Here is a 15,836-nt window from a genome sequence, read left to right as displayed (position 1 = left end):
GGGGACTGCTCCCGCGCATGTATGCGAATATCCTTCAGAAAATCCGGCGGGAGAGCCACTGTTCTGCGGGCCGGCTTTGCGTCACAGCTCTGTACGGCTCCGGGCCCGGCATGGATATGCCAAGCAAGCCGCCGGAGTTGCGAAATTTTTTTATGCAATGCGCTGCGCACCGTCCCAAAAATGGACATTTCTCCAGTTTGGGACTATGCCACAGACAGACCGGCACAAGGAAAATGCCCCACATGGGCGCGGGCGCCCTGCCGAAGCGGCGCCTTTTTGCCGTTGGCGTTGCGCCCCTGCCGGCGCCCGTGGCGAAACCTACATGCCGGCCCGGATGTGCGGCCCAGGCCACCCTTCAGCCCGACCCCAATGCCCACGCAGAGGTGCCCCATGACTTTTGCCGTGCATGCCTCTTCCCTCTCCAGGGCCGTCACCCGCGCCCTTCCCGTCCTCACCCTGCTGCTCGCCACGGCCCTCGGCGCCGCCACCGCCCATGCCGCCAATGACCCCAACGGCACCTTCAGGGGCGCCTCGCTTACCGGCACCAATACCTATGCGCAGGTGCAGCCCACGGGCAGCAACTTCACCTTGCGCAACGGCACGCTCACCCTCACGGGCAACAATGGCGGCGTGCTGCTCGTCACCAACTCGCGCAATCCGCGTTTCACCCTCTCGTCGGACAGCGGCGATGTCACCCTGGTGCTGCAAAAGGGCACCTTCGGGGGCTCCATCGCGCTCGGCGGCAACAATTATTCCAGCACCCTGCTCGTCGGTGCCGGCGCCACCGCCAACCGGCCCACGGTGACAATCAACGGGAGCCTCATGGGCTCCAACGACGGCTTCTCGCACGTGCGCACCACGGGCGCCAATCTCGTCATCACCGGCGGCGTGGGCGACAGCCATTATATCGGGCTCCTCTCCGCGCTCAACGGCAATATCCGCCTGACGCAAGGCTCCGGGCAGCACCAGGTGGAGACCGTGCGCGTGGCGAGCGGCAATGAGCTCTTCTCCCAGGCAAGGCTCGTCATCCGCGACCTCGACCTCTACAACGGCGCGACCGTGCGGGGCGATACGGAGATCCACATCAACGGCGTCATCGGCAGCACGGAAAACCGCATGCGGCCCGGCTCGCTGCTCACCGCAGGGGCCAACATCTACTTCCTCGACCCGCACCGTACCGGTGAGGGGGGCATCCGCGAGGCCTCGGGCACCATCCGCGCGGGCGCCAATATCGGCACCTATGGCAACAACTACCGCTCCTACGACATCATGCAGGGGAGCGGCCACCTAACCATCGAGGCCGGCGGCAGCATCGGCGGCCGCACCATCACGGCAGACAGCATCAGCGCCCGCGGCACCATCGTGGCCGGCACGGACATCAGCTCGCCGGCCGAAATCAGGGTGGACGGCCCCTTCAGCCTTACGCCCAACAAGACCCTCACCGGCACCACCATCAAGGCCGGGCTCATCGCCGCGGGCGAAGTGCGGGACATCGCCGGCGCGTCCACGCCCTCGCGCGTCGAGGCCGGGCGCATGATGGTGGTCGCGGATGCCGACGGCAGCACGGGCAATTTCACTCTCCGCAACGGCTCCTTCCGCATCACCGGCACGTCGGCCGTGGGCAACGCCGAATACGGCGCGGGCGGGGCCATCATCTCCCACAATGAAGCCGCCTGGGTGGGCGGCAGGCTCGACGTGAACAACAACGGCGCGAGCAGCTTCACCACTGTGGGCGTAAAAGGCGCGGCCCGCATCGGCGGGGGCAGCCTCAGCGGCGGCTCGCTGGGCGCGGCCTCCGTCACCCTGCACAACGGCATCGACGCGGCCATCGACGCCGTGAGCGTGCGGCAGGGCAACATGCAGATCGGCGCCGCGGCGGACACGGCCGCGGCCACAAGGGCCGGCATCGCCAACCTCAGGCTCAACGGCCATGAGTTGCTTGTGGGCGCGGGCGGAGGCCAGGCCTATGGCGCGGTGGGGAATTTCGTCACCGCCGCCGGCGCCGGCAACCTCACGGACGGCGCCATCACCGTGGGCCACAACGGCCGGCTCGCCCTGGGCACGGGCAGCAACGGGGCATTGGAGGCCGTTACCGCCACGGTGGGCATGGCGCCTTCGAGCGCTGTCCTGGGCGTCTTTTCGCCCATGGTGCTCGGCTCCTCCCTTGCTGTGGATCACGCGGCCTCCGTCGGGGCGGCCCGGGCCATGGGCCGCGCTGCCGCGGGCCCGGCGCGTGCCGCCGCGGGGCCGGTGAGCTTTTCCGGCAATTCGCTGCTCGTCATCGACGGCGGCAAGAGCGGCGTCAACTACGCCAACCCGGCCGTTCCCACCCGGGCGCTCCCCGCGTCCGTGCCCGGCGCCCTCAGCGCCGCCTCGCCCACGCAGGCCAGCGTGGCCCCGGGAGCCAAGATCTACATCGACCACGTCACCCCGGGGCACACCTATGTGGCCCTCGGGCGCAACATCGCCACCCACTATGCGGACGCCACGGCCTGGAGCGGCGCCAACCTCCTCTCCAGCAACCCGCTGCTTGAGCTCACGCGCCTCGGCAACGGCATGGAGGGGCAGTTCTCGGTGACGGAAAAGGCGCCCCACACCAAGAGCATCGGTGTGGCCAGCGGCGTGCCCCGGCTTTCGCAGGCCGCGAGCGAATCCATGGAATCGGCCATCTATTCGCGCATCAAGCTCGGGCAGGAGGATCTCTACCGGCACAGCTTCGCGCTCTGGGCGCTGCCGCTCTACGAATCCATCGACCATTTCGGGCTCGACGGCGGCACGGCGACCTACGGCTTTCGCGGGGGCATCGGCGGCCTCGCCATCGGGGGCGACTACACCTGGGGCAATACCCTGCGCACCGGCCTGAGCCTCAACATGGGCGCCGGCTATGTGAAAAGCACGGGCGACATGGCCACCACCGAGAACAGCGCCACCTTCTGGGGCGTGGGCGCCTATGGCGTGTGGAAGCCGGGCGCGCTCAGCTTTGACGGCGAGGTGGACTTTACCTCGGTGTACAACAAGATCCGGCAGGACCTGCCCGTGGACCTGGGCGGCTCCGCCATCAAGGCCGACATCCCGGCCTGGTCGCTCGGCATGAGCCTGCGCGCGGAGTATGAGATCGACACCCGGTATGTGAACCTTAGGCCGCACCTCGGCGTGCGCTACCTGCACATGGTGTCCGAGCCCTTTGACGCCACCCTCAACGGCGAGGACGTGCTGCGCGGGCACCGCACCCACCAGAATGTCTGGACCATGCCCTTCGGCCTCGTGTTCACCAAGCCCTTCAAGCTGGAAAACGGCTGGGAGATCACGCCACTTGTCAATCTCAAGGCCATCCCGGCCCTGGGCGACACCTATGCCAAAACTTCGGTGCGCTACGCGGGCTCGCACAAGGACCAGGATTTCGAGAGCCAGGTCATGGACGCCATCACCTGGGGCGGCCGCGCGGGCGTGGAGCTGCGCGCCGGGGATTTCTCCGCCGGGCTCAACTATATCGGCCAGTTCGGCGAACACACGGCCAACCAGGGGCTCTTCGGCGTCGTGCGCTATGAATTTTAGGGCGCGAGCCGGCATGGGGCCGGGCGCCAAAATCACATCAGCAAAGGATCGAGACCATGAGCGAGAAAGACGGCATCCCCGCCGCGGTGAAAAACGACCCGGCGCAGACCGTGCCGCCCACGCCCATCCTGCTCCAGCGGGAGCCGGAACAGGAACTTTTGTTGCCGCAGGGCACGGTGAAGCACCTGAAGAACATCGCCTACGCGAAGCCCGTGGACCTCGCCGGGCAGGTGGACTACGCCGAGGGCCAGGTGACGAGCAAGACCCTCGTGCAGAACCCGGCCGTGGGCGTGACCCTCTTCGCCATGGCCAAGGGCGAGGGCATCAGCGCCCACAAGTCCACGGGCGATGCCTTCGTGACCGCGCTGGAAGGCCGCGGCCAGGTCACCATCGACGACGCCACTTTCGTGCTTGAGCAGGGCCAGTGCATCGTCATGCCCGCCGGGCACCCGCATGCGGTGAGCGCGCTCGACGATTTCAAGATGCTGCTCGTTGTCGTCTTCCCGGAAAAGAAGGACTGAACGGAACGCGCGGGCCGGGGCAGCCCGGCCCGCCTCTTCCCGGGATCTTTCCCGCACCTGAAAGGCTGGCGGCATGATGGTGAAGCACTGGCTGGCGCTCGCGCTGGGCGCGCTCTTCTTTTTTCTGGCCGGGACAGGCACGGGGGCTTGCATGGACAAGAAAGTATGGTTCGGCGGCGGCTGTTTCTGGGGCGTGCAGGAGTATTTTTCGCGCCTGCCCGGCGTGCTCGCCACCAAGACGGGCTATGCCAATTCCAGTGTCCCCGATCCGGACTACAAGACCGTGTGCGGCGGCGCCACCGGCGCCGTTGAGGCGGTGGAAGTGGTCTATGACCCGGAGAAGATCTCGCTCGACTACCTGGTGGACTGCCTGTTCAGCATCATCGACCCCTTTTCCGTCAACCGCCAGGGCAATGACGTGGGCCCCCAGTACAGGACGGGCATCTATTATGACAGCGAGGAGGAGGGGGCGCGGCTGAAAAAGCTCCTTTCCTTCATGCAGGGCCTCGCCGGGGCGCCGCTCGCCGTGGAGCTTATGCCCTTGCGGAATTTTTACCCGGCGGAGGACTATCACCAAGACTATCTCAAGAAGAATCCCGGCGGCTACTGCCACATCGACCTTACGAAAAAGCCGCCGCTCCCCGTGGCCCTCGAGGCGCGGGCGTGGCCAAAGCCCGCGGACGGGGCCTTGCGTGAGAAGCTCACGCCCCTGCAATACGCGGTCACGCAGGAGGGCGTCACCGAGCCCGCCTTCACGGGCGAGCACTGGAACCGCCACGAGCCGGGCATCTATGTGGATGTGGTGACGGGCGAGCCGCTTTTCGCCTCTTCCGCCAAGTTCGATTCCGGCACGGGCTGGGCCAGCTTCACGCGGCCCATCGGCAAGGGCCACATCACCGGCCGCCTCGACGAGAGCCACGGCATGCGGCGCATCGAGGCGCGCTCCGGGGAGGGGGATTCGCACCTCGGGCACATCTTCCCCGACGGGCCCACGGGCCTGCGCTACTGCATCAACGACGCGGCCCTGCGCTTCATCCCCCTGAACGACATGGAGAAAGAGGGCTACGGCTACTTGCTCCAAGAGCCGCGCCAGCCGGCCAGGTGACGCGGGCGCAGCCCTAGCCGAACATCACGTCCAGGCACATCATGGCGACAAAGCCCGCGATGAGCCCGAGGGTGGCGGCGTCGCCGTTGCCCGAGGCATGGGCCTCGGGGATGACCTCCTCCACGGTCACGAAGATCATGGCCCCGGCGGCGAAGCCGAGCGCCCAGGGGAGCACGGGGAGGGCAATGGCGGTGAGCGCCGCCCCGAGCACAGCCGCCACGGGCTCCACCGCGCCGGAGAGCTGGCCGATGAAGAAGGCTTTGCGGCGGCTCATGCCCTCGCGCAAGAGCGGCAGGGAAACGGCCATGCCTTCGGGGATGTTCTGCAAGCCCATGCCGAACATCAGGATGACGGCGCCGGCCACGCCGATGGCCGGGTCGAGGGCGGCCGCGCCAAAGGCCACGCCCACGGCCAGCGCCTCGGGGATATTGTGCAGCGTGATGGCGAGCACGAGCAGGAAGCTGCGCGGGAGCTCGCTTTTGGGGCCGTCGGGCCTGGCGAGCATCATGTGGAAGTGGGGCGTCGCATAGTCGAAGAGCCTGAGCATGAGCGCCCCCAGGAAGAAGCCCGCAGCCGGCGGCAGGAACTTCCAGTTGCCCCAGCTTTCGGCGGCGAGCTCCAGCGCCGGGTCGAGCAGGGACCACACGCTCGCGGCCAGCATCACGCCGCCCGCGAAGCCGAGCAAAATGTCCAGCGTCTTGCGTGAAAATTCCTGCTTCAGGAAAACGGCCCCGGCCCCGAGGCTGGTGAAGAGCCACGTGACGAGGCCGGCGCCGAGGCCGGCCAGGGCCGGCGACTGGTGGATGAAGTCAAGCATGCCGCTTCCTCAAGGTCTGGCGCGCCGCATTGGTTTCCGCAAGCGGGGGCGGTGCCGGGCGCTTGCGGAAGATTAATGGTTTGCGGCGCTTTTGACCAGTGGGGGCGTCCCGGCTTCGTCCTGAGCGTCCTCCCGGCCGAGGGACGCGCGCCCGCCCTCGAAGACCACGAGCGCCCCGCCGAAGGCTTCGGCGTCCGCGGGATCGTGGGTGATGATGACGGAGGGGATGGCGAGCGCGCCCAGGAGGTCGCGAATCTCCCGGCGCAGGGCCTCGCGCAGGGGCACGTCCAGCGCGGAGAAGGGCTCGTCCATGAGCAAAAGGCGCGGCGCCGCGTTGAGCGCCCGCGCGAGCGCCGCCCGCTGGCGCTGGCCGCCGGAAAGCTCGTGCGGAAAGCGCCCGGCGAGGTGGTCAATGCGGAAGCGCCCGAGCACCTCGCGGGCCTCCTCCCGCGCCCGCTTGCCCACATGGCGGGCGAAGGGCCCTGTGTGGGCATAGGCCACGTTCTGGAGCACGGTGAGATGCGGGAAGAGGGCGTAGTCCTGCGGCACATAGCCAAGCCCGCGCTTGCGCGCCGGCAGGCGCACGCCCTCACGGCTGTCGAAAAAGACCGTCTCCCCCACGGCGATGCGGCCGCTGTCCGGCATCATGAGGCCGGCGATGCATTGCATGGCCACGGTCTTGCCCGAGCCCGACGGCCCGAAAAACACGGCGTTGCGGCAGCCCTCCGGCAAGGCGAAGCGGGCCGTGAGCCGGAAGGGCGCGGGCCCGCGCGAAACCTGCTTTATGATGTCGACGGCAAGCATCAGCGCAAACGCCATTTGAGCAAGAGTTCAGCCCCGGCCAAAAGGGCCACGCAGAGCGCCGAGGTCACGAGGGCGAGCAGGGCCGCGCGCACGTCCTCCCCGGCCTGGAAGGCCGAATAGATGGCGAGCGCGAGGGTCTGGGTCTTGCCGGGGATGTTGCCGGCGATCATCAGGGTGGCACCGAACTCGCCCATGCCGCGGGCAAAGGCCAGCATCACCCCGGCGAAGACGCCGCGCCAGGCGAGCGGCAGGGAAACGCTCAGGAAAACGCGCACCTCGCCGGCGCCGAGGGTGCGGGCCGCGTCCTCATAGCGCGCGTCCACGCTCTCCAGCGCGGCGCGCGCGGATTTGTAGATGAGCGGAAAAATGACCACCGTGGCCGCCACCACGGCCCCCTGCCAGGAGAACATGAGCTGGATGCCCATGTCGGCCAGAGCCTGCCCGAAGAGCCCGCGCCGGCCCACCAGCAGGATGATGTAATAGCCAAGCACCGTGGGCGGCAGCACGAGCGGCAGGGTGCAGAGGGCGTCCAGCACGGCGGGCAGCGGCCCACGCCGCCGCGCCAGGGCCCAGGCGGCGAGGATGGCGACCACGAAGCCGATCAGGGTCGCCAGCCCCGCCACGCGCAGGGAGATGCCGAGCGGGACCACCACAAGACTGGAAAGGGGATCGTTCATTCTGGCCCTTAAGGCTTGGAGAAGCCGTAGCGGGCGAGCACCTGCTGGCCCTCGGGCGAGAGCACGAAATCGATGAATTCCTGCCCGGCCTTGGGGTTGGCGCCCGGGGTCGCCACGGCTATGGGATAGAGCACGGGCACATGGTCGCCGACCACCAGGGCGATGTCCACCTTGTCGCCCATCTGCTGGGCGTCGGTGCGGTAGACGAAGCCGGCGTCGGCCTCGCCGCGCGCCACATAGCCGAGCGCCTGGCGCACGCTGGCCGCCAGGACGCATTCGGGAAGTAGCGCCTCCCACAGGCCGGCGGCCGTGAGGGCGTCGCGCGTGTAGCGGCCGGCGGGCACGGAATCCGGGTTGCCGATGGCGATGCGCTTCATGCCTTTCAGGTCTTCAAGGCTCGCGGGCTTTTTGGCGCCCTTGGGCACGATGAGTACAAGGTCATTGAGGGCGAAGTCGCGCCGCGTGGCCGGGTCCACCACCTTGGCCGCCACGGCCTTGTCCATGGTCTGCTGGTCGGCCGAGGCGAAGACATCGGCGGGCGCCCCTTCCTCAAGCTGCTTGAGCAGCGGGTTTGAGGCGGCAAAGTTGGTGTTGACGTGAAGCCCCGGATGCGTCTTTTCAAAGAGGGCCTTCATCTCGCCAAAGGCGTCGGTGAGACTGGCCGCTGCCGAGACCGTCATCTCCGCCGCCTGGGCGTTGGCGGCCACGCTGGCGGCGAGCAGCACCCCCGCCGCGACGCGCAAAAAACGCCCCACAGGTTTTTTCATGGCTCCCTCCTTGCTGGAAAATACTTTTTCCAGAGAGTATCCTGTTGCGGCGCCCGCGCAACATGGGCACACTTTTGACCAAAACGCGCCCATGCGGCGGGGGGAGCGCATGAACCATGACGGGGAAGGGGGAAGGATGGATACGCGGGAGGCCCCCTCCGGCGTGGAGGCGCCCGCGCCCGCGCCAAATCCACCCAGGGCCCAGCCGGGCGCCGTGCCCTCGGCTGGGCTCACCGAGGCCCAGCTTGCGGCCGCCGAGCTCTGGCTCGAGGAAAGGCTCTATGCCAGGGCGCAGCCGAGGCTCCGGCATCCCCGCGTGCGGCTGTGGTTCATCTTCATGCTGCTGCGCCACGCGGGCCTCAGGCTGGTGGAAATTTTCCGGCTTCGCGGGGGCTCTCTGGACTTCGGGCGCGGCCTGCTGCGGGTGCCCGGCAGTGGGACAGGCACGGCGCGGGAAGTGCCGCTCCCGCCGGCAGTGGCCCGGAAGCTCGGCAGCCTGTGGGCATCGTGGGAGGGCCGGGAGCTGCCCCTGCCCTTCCTCTGCGACGCGAGCCGCGTGCGCCGCGGCCTCGCCCAGTGCGCCCGGGCCTGCGGCCTCGCGCCAGAGCTTTTCACCGCGCGCGAGCTGCGCCGCCACCGTGGCCTCGAGCTCGTGGCCGCCGGCCTGCAGCCCGCTCTGGTGGACATGTTCCTCGGCCGGGAGGCCGCGGAAAAGAAGAGCCTCGTGCGCTTTGACGCGGACGCGGCGCAAGCGCTGCTGCGCGAGCGCATTCAGGGGCGCGCGCGCTCGAGCGCGCGCAACCATTTTCGCGGCCGCATCACCCGGGTGCGGCCCATGGGGCTTTTGGCCGACGTGGCCTTTGCCACCGCTTCGGGGCTGGAAGTGCGGGCGCGCATCACGAGCCGCAGCCTCCGCGCCATGGGGCTCGCCCCGGGCGTCATCGTGAGCGGGGCGGTCAAGGCCTTGTGGATCGAGGTGCGCCCGGCGGACAACGCGGGTGGCGCGGACGAAGAGCTCAACCGCCTCCCGGGAACCGTGGATTCGCTCCGCCGGGAGGACGGCTTTGCCGAAATCCTCATCAGCCTTGACGGCGGCCTCCTCGCCTGCGCCGTGCGCCCCGCGGGCGAAGTGGACTGGCTCGGGGAGCCGGGGCAAAAAGTCGCGATCGTCTTCAGCCCGGCGGCGGTCATTCTGGCGGCCGGCTAGGGCGCCTCTCAGGAGAACGTGTGGAAATCGTGGAGAGCGCGTGGCCCAAAACAGCCGGGGCCGTGCTCGCCGGCGGCCGCTCCACGCGCATGGGCACGGACAAGGCGGCAATCGCCCTTTCCGGCGAGACTTTGCTCGCCCGCGCGTGGCGGCTCGTGGCCGGCCTCGTGGCGCCGGCCTGGGTGTGCTGTGCTCCCGGGCGCCCCCGGCCCGGCTATCCGTGCCTTGTGGATGAAATGGAAGGGGAGGGGCCTGCCCGCGGCGTGGCGGCGGCGCTTCATGCGGCGCAAGGTCACGGGGCCCGGCGCGTCCTCATCCTCGCCTGCGACCTGCCCCTCATGACGCGGGAGCTTCTGGCCGCCCTGCTGGCGCCCCGGGCGACGCCCGGGGCCCTCGCCACCGTCTATGCGAGCGCGGCCACGGGCAGGGCGGAAATGCTCGTGGGCGTCTACGCGGTGGCGGCGCTGCCGTATCTCCAGGGCGGCCTCGCCGCCGGGGAGCGCTCCCTCTTTCGCCTGATTCCCCCGGAGCGGCTCCAGAGGGTGCTCTACCCGCCTTCAGCCGCGCCCCATTTCCTCAACTGCAACACCGAGGCCGACCTTGCGCGGTTGCGTGGCTTGGAGTGCGGGGAATAAACGCCATTTCCGCACCTTTTCCAAAGCGCAAAAATCTCTTATGACTGTCCCGGCGCATTTTTGCTTTTTCTTGCCAACGCAAGAGCCCGGGGAAAAGTCATGCTTCTCGACAGACACGGACGCACCGCGCGCTATTTGCGCGTTTCCGTGACTGATCGCTGCAATTTCCAGTGCAGCTATTGCCGGCAGCCCGACAGGGAGCGCCCGCTCTCGCACGAGCGCATCCTGCGCTACGAGGAGATCCTGCGGGTGGTGGGCATCGCGGTTACGGGCGGCATCGGCAAGGTGCGCGTCACCGGCGGCGAGCCCTTCATGCGCAAGGATTGCGACGCCTTCCTTGCCATGCTGCGCAAGCGCTTCCCGGGCCTCCAACTTGCCGTCACGAGCAACGGCAGCCTCCTTGCGCCGCATATCCCGCTCTTGCGCGCGCTTGGCGTCGCTTCGGTCAACCTCTCGCTGGACGCCTTTGACCGCGAGGTCTTCGCCCGCATCACGGGTCGCGACGAAGCGCCGCAGGTGCTCGCCGCGCTGGAGGGGCTGCTGCGGGCCGGACTGCGTGTTAAAATCAACGCCGTGGCCCTGCGCGGCGTGACCGGAGGCCAGCTGGACGACTTCATCCATGCGGCCAGGACCATGCCCGTGGACGTGCGCTTCATCGAGCTCATGCCGCTCGGGGGGCAGGTGGGTGAAGAGCTCTTCTGGTCCATCGGGGAGGTGCGGGCCGCTGTGGAAAGCCGGGCGCGCCTTCTCCCCGTGCCGGAAGCCCCGGCCGGGGCCTTCCCCGGGCCCGCGCGGATGTTCGCCCTTGAGAACGGGCAGGGACGCATCGGCTTCATCGCCGCCGCCAGCGACCATGCCTGCGGCCGCTGCAACCGCCTGCGCCTCACGAGCGACGGGGCGCTGCGCACCTGCCTCTTTTCCGGGCGGGAATACCGGCTCGCCGGGCTGCTGCGGCACAAGGGCGCCCTCGGGGACGAACACATCGCCCGCGTTCTCAACCGGGCCTGCCTCGACCGGCCCCTGGGCGAAACGCTCCTGAAGGCCGGCGCAGTCCCGCCACGCGGCACGCGCCCCATGAACGCCCTCGGAGGCTAGGGCCGTGCGCCGGCGATAAACTCCGCAAACTCCGCTTTTTTCGCAAAAAGCAGCGCGCATGGGGACAACCTTGGATTGCCCCATGCGCGCTGCTTTATGGGTTTTTCCGCTGCGGGCGCCGGCAGGCGCCCTTGCCCGCAGCAGTTTCTTCTCTCCTCTACTTCGCTTCCTCCGCAATCTCCCCGGCGCTTTCCGCCGCGGGTTCCGCATCCTTGGGCGCGCCCTCACGGATGTAGAACGACCACGTCTTCAGGGCCGCGATGAAGAAGGGGATGGCGCCGAAGATGATGAAGATGAGGTCCGCGGGCATCCTGAGCCAGCCGATGAAGGCCATGAGCGGGCTCTGCGTGAACTCGGGCGAGCGCGCGTGCCAGTAGCCGTTGGCGAACACGTCGCCGAGCTGGAGGAAGCCGGCCGGCAACAGCGAGAGCACGAGCATCAGCAAGAGGCCCACGTTGAAGCCCCAGAAGGAGACGCGCACATATTTTTCCACATGGGCCCAGCTTTCGTCGCTGTTGGCCTGGCGCAGCACGAGCAGGCAGAGCGAGAGCGAGAGCAGCCCGAACACGCCGAACATGGCCGCGTGCCCGTGGTTGGGCGTCAGGTAGGTGCCGATCTCGAAATAGCTCACCACCGGCATGTTGATGAGGAAGCCGAACACGCCCGCGCCCACGAAGTTCCAAAAGCCCACGCTCATGATGAAGCGCAGGGGCCAGCGGTAGCGCAGGGCCATGGCCTTCGCGTAGGGGTTCTCCGTGGTCTTGATGAAGCGGCCGGCCTCCATGCAGAGCAGCACCAGCGGCACGAGCTCGAGCGCCGAGAAGCAGCCGGACATGGTCATGTTGAAGGAGCCCATGCCCGAGAAGTACCAGTGATGGCCGGTGCCGATGATGCCGCCCGTGAGCACGAGGATGCCGTCGAGGAAGATCATCCGAAGGCCCATCTGCTTGGTCACGAGGCCGAGCTCGATGAAGATGAGCGCCACCATGGCCGTGGCGAAGAGCTCGAAGAAGCCCTCCACCCAGAGGTGGATGATCCAGAAGCGCCAGGTGTCGACGATGGTGTAGTGCGTCTGGCCGGTATAGAAGATGGCGGGCAGGTAGAAGAAGGGGATGGTGAAGGCCGAGATGAGGAACATGATGGTCAGCGCCCGGGTGGCCTGGTTCTCCAGGCTGGGCCACGCGTTGCGCACCACGAGCACGAGCCAGCCGAGCAGCCCGGCGATGAGCAGGAACTGCCAGAAGCGGCCGATCTCGAGATATTCCCAGCCCTGACTGCCGAGCCAGAAGGTGAGCTTGGGCCAGAAGCCGACCATGCCGCCCCAGTCGCAGAGGAGGCTGCCGAAAATCACCACCGCGAAGGCCGCGAAGAGCAGGTTGGTGAGGTTTTTCTCGCCGTCGTATTCCTTGCCGCCGAGCACGCGCGAGAGAAAGAGCCCGCCCACCACGAAGCCCGTGGCCAGCCAGAAGATCATGAGCTGCAAATGCCAGGTGCGCAACAGCGAGCTCGGGAAGATGACGCTCAGGTCAAAGCCGTAGAAGTTGCCCGGGTCGGCCCTGAAGTGGGCCACGCCGCCGCCGACGAGCGTCTGCGTGAGCAAAAGCAGCGCCACCACGACGACGAACTTGACGAGCGCCCCCTGGCTCGGGGAAACGAGGTGATCCGGCACCGCCGGGAGCAGCTTTTGCGCCGCCGGCGTCCAGTCCCACGAGGGGTTGCGCCCGAGCACGAAGAGCGCCAGGCCGATGCCGCCCAAAAGGAAGAGCAGGCTCGCGGCGCTCCAGATAAAGGCCAGCGTCGGCGTGTGGTTGCCCACCAGCGGGTCATAGGGGAAATTGTTGGTGTAGGACACATCCGAGCCGGGGCGCGGCGCCACGCTGGCCCAGGCCATCCACGAGAAATAGGCCGAGAGCTTGCGCAGCTCCTCCGGGTCGGTGATGAGGTTGGCCTTGAGGCCGCCGTTGTTCACCGGGCTCGCCAGGTATTCGCGCCAGAGCGCCGGGCTCATCTCGAAAATGATGGCCTCGGCCGGCGTGAAGGTGAGGGTGCCGCTCTTGGCGTCATAGCGGTTCACGCGCAGCTTGCCGGGCACCAGCGCCGTGATTTCGTCGCGCTGCTCCTCGGTGAGGCTGTCAAAGGGCTTGCCGTGGATGGAGCGCGCCAGCAGGTCGGCCTGGACCTCGCCCACGCGGTGCAGGGTAAGCGCCGGGAAGTCGGGCCCGAGATAGGAGCCGTGCCCCCACACCGTGCCGTTGCTCATGAGGCCCTTGGCGAGAAAGACCTCCTGCCCTTCCCTGATTTCCTTGGCGGTGAAGAGCGGCCGGCCGTCCGGCGCCGTCACCTGGGCCGGGATGGGCGGTTTTTCCACAAAGGCGAGGCCTGTGATGGTGAGCAGGATGGTAAAGCCGAAAATCATGATCACCGCGAGGCAGAAGATCCACCAGCGGGAGATGCCCGCCGCGCCCTCCTGCGAACGCAATACCTGGCCGAACTGGCCGCCTGTCTGAGCCGACATCAGAATTTCCCCCTCAGGTTCCAAAAATTTCCCGTGTGAGCGGGCAGGCATCCGCATAAACCTCTGCGCCCACTCTTGCAAGTGCCTTGTGAGGGGCGTGGAACAGGAGCGCCTGGCGCTGGCACAGAGGCGGGGCGCCCGAAACCGGGGTTTATCACAAAAAAACTTCCCAGCGGGGGGCCAAAGCCGGGCCGAAAGGCTGCCGTGACCGCGCTTCGCGGCTATTCCGCAGGGAGCTCCTCGGCAAGGTGCTCCTGCTTGCTCACGGCCTCGCCCTTGGCGCGCTCCAGAAATTCCTCCATGGCCGCCCGGACGTTTTCGCGCACGTCGCCGGCCACCACCAGCAGCAGGATGTCGTCCCCGGGCTGGAACGTGCCCTCGCGGCCTTGCGCCTCGGCGGCGAAGATGCCCGGCCGGCCCTCAACTTCGCGGCGGATGGCCTCGAGTTTATCGCGGTCAAGCCTTATGGAGACGGACGAGACCGCCTCGTGCCCGGCGCGCGACCAGCCGCGCACCACGCCGTTATGCACGAGCAGCATGCCCACATGCTCGGCAAAGCCGGGGCGTGCCTTGATTTCCGCAAGCATCGCATCGACGTTCATGATTTTTCCTCCTCTTGCGCGGTCTTCGGAAAACACGCTTTTTCCCTTGGTATGCCGCCTTGACGCGGAAGGCAATCTGGCGGATTTTCGCCGCAGCGCCGCTTGCGGCGCCCACTGAGGCACCGTGACATTTCGGGGGGACCATGGAGGAGAAGAAAAAGGAAGAGCGCGGACAGGCCGGCTTCACCCATCTTGACGCCGGGTGCCGAGCGCGCATGGTGGACGTGGGCGCAAAGCCCGTGACGAGCCGCGTGGCCGTGGCCGAGGCCGTGGTGGAACTTTCCGCCCGCACGCTCGAGTTGCTCCGGGAAAAGGCCCTCCCCAAGGGGGACGCGCTGGCCTGCGCGAAAATTGCGGCCATCCTCGCGGCCAAGAACACGGCCACGCTCATCCCGCTCTGCCACACCCTGCCGCTCGACAGCGTGGACGCGCGCTTCGAGCTTGGCGACACGCCGCCCCGGGTGCGCATCGAGGCCGAAGCCCGCTGCACCGGGCGCACCGGCGTGGAAATGGAGGCCATCGTGGCCGCGCAGACGGCGGCGGCGGTGATTTATGACATGTGCAAGGCCGTGCAGCGCGACATCGTGATCACGAGCGTGCGGCTGCTCTACAAAAACGGCGGCAGGAGCGGCGAATTCCGCGCCCCGGGCTTTGAGCGGGCGATGGAGTGAGGTTGTTCACCCCTCACCGCAGTCGGCCGCATCGCCGCCGAGCTTGGCGAGCGCATGCGCAAGCGCGGGCAGCACCGCGCCGAGGTTCTCCCGCACGGCACGCGGCGAACCCGGCAGGTTGAGAATGAGGCAGCGCCCCGCCACCCCGGCCACGGCCCGCGAAAGCACGGCGCGCGGCGTGGCCGCGAGGCTCACCGCCATCATGGCCTGCGCCATGCCGGGCACAAGGTAGTCGAGCACCTTTTCGGTGGCTTCGGGCGTCCTGTCGCGCGGGGAAAGCCCGGTGCCCCCTGTGGTGCAGACGAGGTCATAGCCCTGGTGCAATGCGAGGTCGGAAAGCAGGGCGCGCAACAGCGCGGGTTCGTCCGGCAGGAGGAAGCCGCGGCAGAGGGCGAGGGGGAGGGCCTCGCCGAGCATGGCGCCTATGAGCGGGCCGGCCTCGTCCTTGCGTTCGCCGGCCGCCCCCTTGTCCGACAAGGTGACCCAGGCCGCGGCGAAGCCGCGTTTTTCGGCGAGAAAGGTGCGCGGGGCGCCCTCCCGCACGGGCGCGAGCGCCTCAAGCAGGGGGCACGAGCGCGCGCATCCCCCCGCGTCCTCCCGCCACGCGCGGCCCACCACCCGGAAAAGCGCCGTTGCCGGGGTTTCGGGGTCGGCCAGCGTCCAGCCGGCGGCGAGCTTTTGCGCCCCGAGGGAGGCCGTCGCTATTCTATGGATGTCCCGGGCCCCGTCTTCACCGGCCACGAGAGCAAGGACTTCCCCCTGCCGGCAGTCGCAGGGACTGCACCTGATTTCCATGCCACACCCCCTGACGTTACAGGAATGCACCCTTTCCATATAAGGAAGAGAGCCTGTTGTAATCTTCTCC

Annotated in this window: 14 protein-coding genes; 7 read left to right on the top strand and 7 right to left on the bottom strand. The window is 68.0% G+C overall.

The genetic code is table 11. The features are described from left to right. The first annotated feature begins 390 nt into the window (after positions 1 to 390). The 3 genes from G7Y54_RS05915 to msrA all read left to right on the top strand — a co-directional run bounded on the left by G7Y54_RS05915 (position 391) and on the right by msrA (position 5,181). Positions 391 to 3,555 (top strand): autotransporter outer membrane beta-barrel domain-containing protein, encoded by a 3,165-nt coding sequence (locus G7Y54_RS05915; RefSeq protein WP_165078355.1) that lies wholly within the window; start codon positions 391 to 393, stop codon positions 3,553 to 3,555. 56 nt (positions 3,556 to 3,611) lie between these two features. Next, a complete protein-coding gene (locus tag G7Y54_RS05910) occupies positions 3,612 to 4,076 on the top strand; it encodes a cupin domain-containing protein (RefSeq protein WP_206214908.1) in 465 nt (154 codons plus the stop codon). A gap of 73 nt (positions 4,077 to 4,149) precedes the next feature. Next, on the top strand, positions 4,150 to 5,181 hold the full coding sequence (msrA, locus tag G7Y54_RS05905) for a peptide-methionine (S)-S-oxide reductase MsrA (RefSeq protein ID WP_241159386.1): 1,032 nt from the start codon (positions 4,150 to 4,152) through the stop codon (positions 5,179 to 5,181). A gap of 13 nt (positions 5,182 to 5,194) precedes the next feature. Here the strand turns inward: msrA and G7Y54_RS05900 are convergent, their stop codons facing one another. From G7Y54_RS05900 to modA, 4 genes are all read right to left on the bottom strand, one after another. After that, entirely contained in the window at positions 5,195 to 5,998 is an 804-nt protein-coding gene (locus G7Y54_RS05900) for a ZIP family metal transporter (RefSeq protein WP_165078354.1), read from the bottom strand. Between the two features lie 72 nt (positions 5,999 to 6,070). Further along, positions 6,071 to 6,802, bottom strand: a complete 732-nt coding sequence (locus G7Y54_RS05895; RefSeq protein ID WP_165078353.1) for an ATP-binding cassette domain-containing protein — start codon at positions 6,800 to 6,802, stop codon at positions 6,071 to 6,073. Next, positions 6,802 to 7,479, bottom strand: coding sequence for a molybdate ABC transporter permease subunit (modB, locus tag G7Y54_RS05890; RefSeq protein ID WP_165078352.1), 678 nt, complete (start codon positions 7,477 to 7,479; stop codon positions 6,802 to 6,804). Before modB ends, G7Y54_RS05895 begins: the two co-directional genes overlap by 1 nt. Before the next feature lie 8 nt (positions 7,480 to 7,487). Further along, on the bottom strand, positions 7,488 to 8,246 hold the full coding sequence (modA, locus tag G7Y54_RS05885) for a molybdate ABC transporter substrate-binding protein (protein WP_165078351.1): 759 nt from the start codon (positions 8,244 to 8,246) through the stop codon (positions 7,488 to 7,490). Between the two features lie 136 nt (positions 8,247 to 8,382). Between modA and G7Y54_RS05880 the strand changes: the two genes are divergently transcribed. From G7Y54_RS05880 to moaA, 3 genes are all read left to right on the top strand, one after another. Further along, complete coding sequence (locus G7Y54_RS05880; RefSeq protein WP_165078350.1) at positions 8,383 to 9,453, top strand: TOBE domain-containing protein; 1,071 nt, start codon at positions 8,383 to 8,385, stop codon at positions 9,451 to 9,453. A 20-nt stretch (positions 9,454 to 9,473) separates the two neighbouring features. Beyond that, positions 9,474 to 10,088, top strand: coding sequence for a molybdenum cofactor guanylyltransferase (locus G7Y54_RS05875; protein WP_165078349.1), 615 nt, complete (start codon positions 9,474 to 9,476; stop codon positions 10,086 to 10,088). Positions 10,089 to 10,187: 99 nt separating this feature from the next. Further along, entirely contained in the window at positions 10,188 to 11,183 is a 996-nt protein-coding gene (gene moaA / locus G7Y54_RS05870) for a GTP 3',8-cyclase MoaA (RefSeq protein WP_165078348.1), read from the top strand. A gap of 157 nt (positions 11,184 to 11,340) precedes the next feature. Here the strand turns inward: moaA and G7Y54_RS05865 are convergent, their stop codons facing one another. Together G7Y54_RS05865 and G7Y54_RS05860 are read right to left on the bottom strand one after the other, a co-directional pair. After that, positions 11,341 to 13,698 (bottom strand): cbb3-type cytochrome c oxidase subunit I, encoded by a 2,358-nt coding sequence (locus G7Y54_RS05865; RefSeq protein WP_206214907.1) that lies wholly within the window; start codon positions 13,696 to 13,698, stop codon positions 11,341 to 11,343. A 221-nt stretch (positions 13,699 to 13,919) separates the two neighbouring features. Next, positions 13,920 to 14,300: a molybdenum cofactor biosynthesis protein MoaE gene (locus G7Y54_RS05860; protein ID WP_165078347.1), complete on the bottom strand. Its 381-nt coding sequence runs from the start codon at positions 14,298 to 14,300 to the stop codon at positions 13,920 to 13,922. A gap of 143 nt (positions 14,301 to 14,443) precedes the next feature. On the opposite strand from G7Y54_RS05860, the gene moaC reads away from it, so the two are divergent. Continuing rightward, positions 14,444 to 14,971, top strand: a complete 528-nt coding sequence (gene moaC, locus G7Y54_RS05855) for a cyclic pyranopterin monophosphate synthase MoaC (protein ID WP_165078346.1) — start codon at positions 14,444 to 14,446, stop codon at positions 14,969 to 14,971. Positions 14,972 to 14,977: 6 nt separating this feature from the next. On the opposite strand, the gene G7Y54_RS05850 is transcribed toward moaC, so the two are convergent. Further along, complete coding sequence (locus G7Y54_RS05850) at positions 14,978 to 15,766, bottom strand: MogA/MoaB family molybdenum cofactor biosynthesis protein (RefSeq protein ID WP_165078345.1); 789 nt, start codon at positions 15,764 to 15,766, stop codon at positions 14,978 to 14,980. Positions 15,767 to 15,836: the final 70 nt, after the last annotated feature.

Origin of the sequence: Desulfovibrio sp. ZJ746, assembly GCF_011039155.1 — a bacterium.
Taxonomy (GTDB): Bacteria; Desulfobacterota; Desulfovibrionia; order Desulfovibrionales; family Desulfovibrionaceae; genus Desulfovibrio.
Note: the sequence above shows the minus strand (reverse complement) of the source record. Positions and strands in the feature narration are given on the sequence as shown.

Coding starts and splice junctions, on each gene's coding strand:
- G7Y54_RS05915 (WP_165078355.1), top strand. CDS start 391: ATGACTTTTGCCGTGCATGCCTCTTCCCTCTCCAGGGCCGTCACCCGC.
- G7Y54_RS05910 (WP_206214908.1), top strand. CDS start 3,612: ATGAGCGAGAAAGACGGCATCCCCGCCGCGGTGAAAAACGACCCGGCG.
- msrA (WP_241159386.1), top strand. CDS start 4,150: ATGATGGTGAAGCACTGGCTGGCGCTCGCGCTGGGCGCGCTCTTCTTT.
- G7Y54_RS05900 (WP_165078354.1), bottom strand. CDS start 5,998: ATGCTTGACTTCATCCACCAGTCGCCGGCCCTGGCCGGCCTCGGCGCC.
- G7Y54_RS05895 (WP_165078353.1), bottom strand. CDS start 6,802: ATGCTTGCCGTCGACATCATAAAGCAGGTTTCGCGCGGGCCCGCGCCC.
- modB (WP_165078352.1), bottom strand. CDS start 7,479: ATGAACGATCCCCTTTCCAGTCTTGTGGTGGTCCCGCTCGGCATCTCC.
- modA (WP_165078351.1), bottom strand. CDS start 8,246: ATGAAAAAACCTGTGGGGCGTTTTTTGCGCGTCGCGGCGGGGGTGCTG.
- G7Y54_RS05880 (WP_165078350.1), top strand. CDS start 8,383: ATGGATACGCGGGAGGCCCCCTCCGGCGTGGAGGCGCCCGCGCCCGCG.
- moaA (WP_165078348.1), top strand. CDS start 10,188: ATGCTTCTCGACAGACACGGACGCACCGCGCGCTATTTGCGCGTTTCC.
- G7Y54_RS05865 (WP_206214907.1), bottom strand. CDS start 13,698: ATGTCGGCTCAGACAGGCGGCCAGTTCGGCCAGGTATTGCGTTCGCAG.
- G7Y54_RS05860 (WP_165078347.1), bottom strand. CDS start 14,300: ATGAACGTCGATGCGATGCTTGCGGAAATCAAGGCACGCCCCGGCTTT.
- moaC (WP_165078346.1), top strand. CDS start 14,444: ATGGAGGAGAAGAAAAAGGAAGAGCGCGGACAGGCCGGCTTCACCCAT.
- G7Y54_RS05850 (WP_165078345.1), bottom strand. CDS start 15,766: ATGGAAATCAGGTGCAGTCCCTGCGACTGCCGGCAGGGGGAAGTCCTT.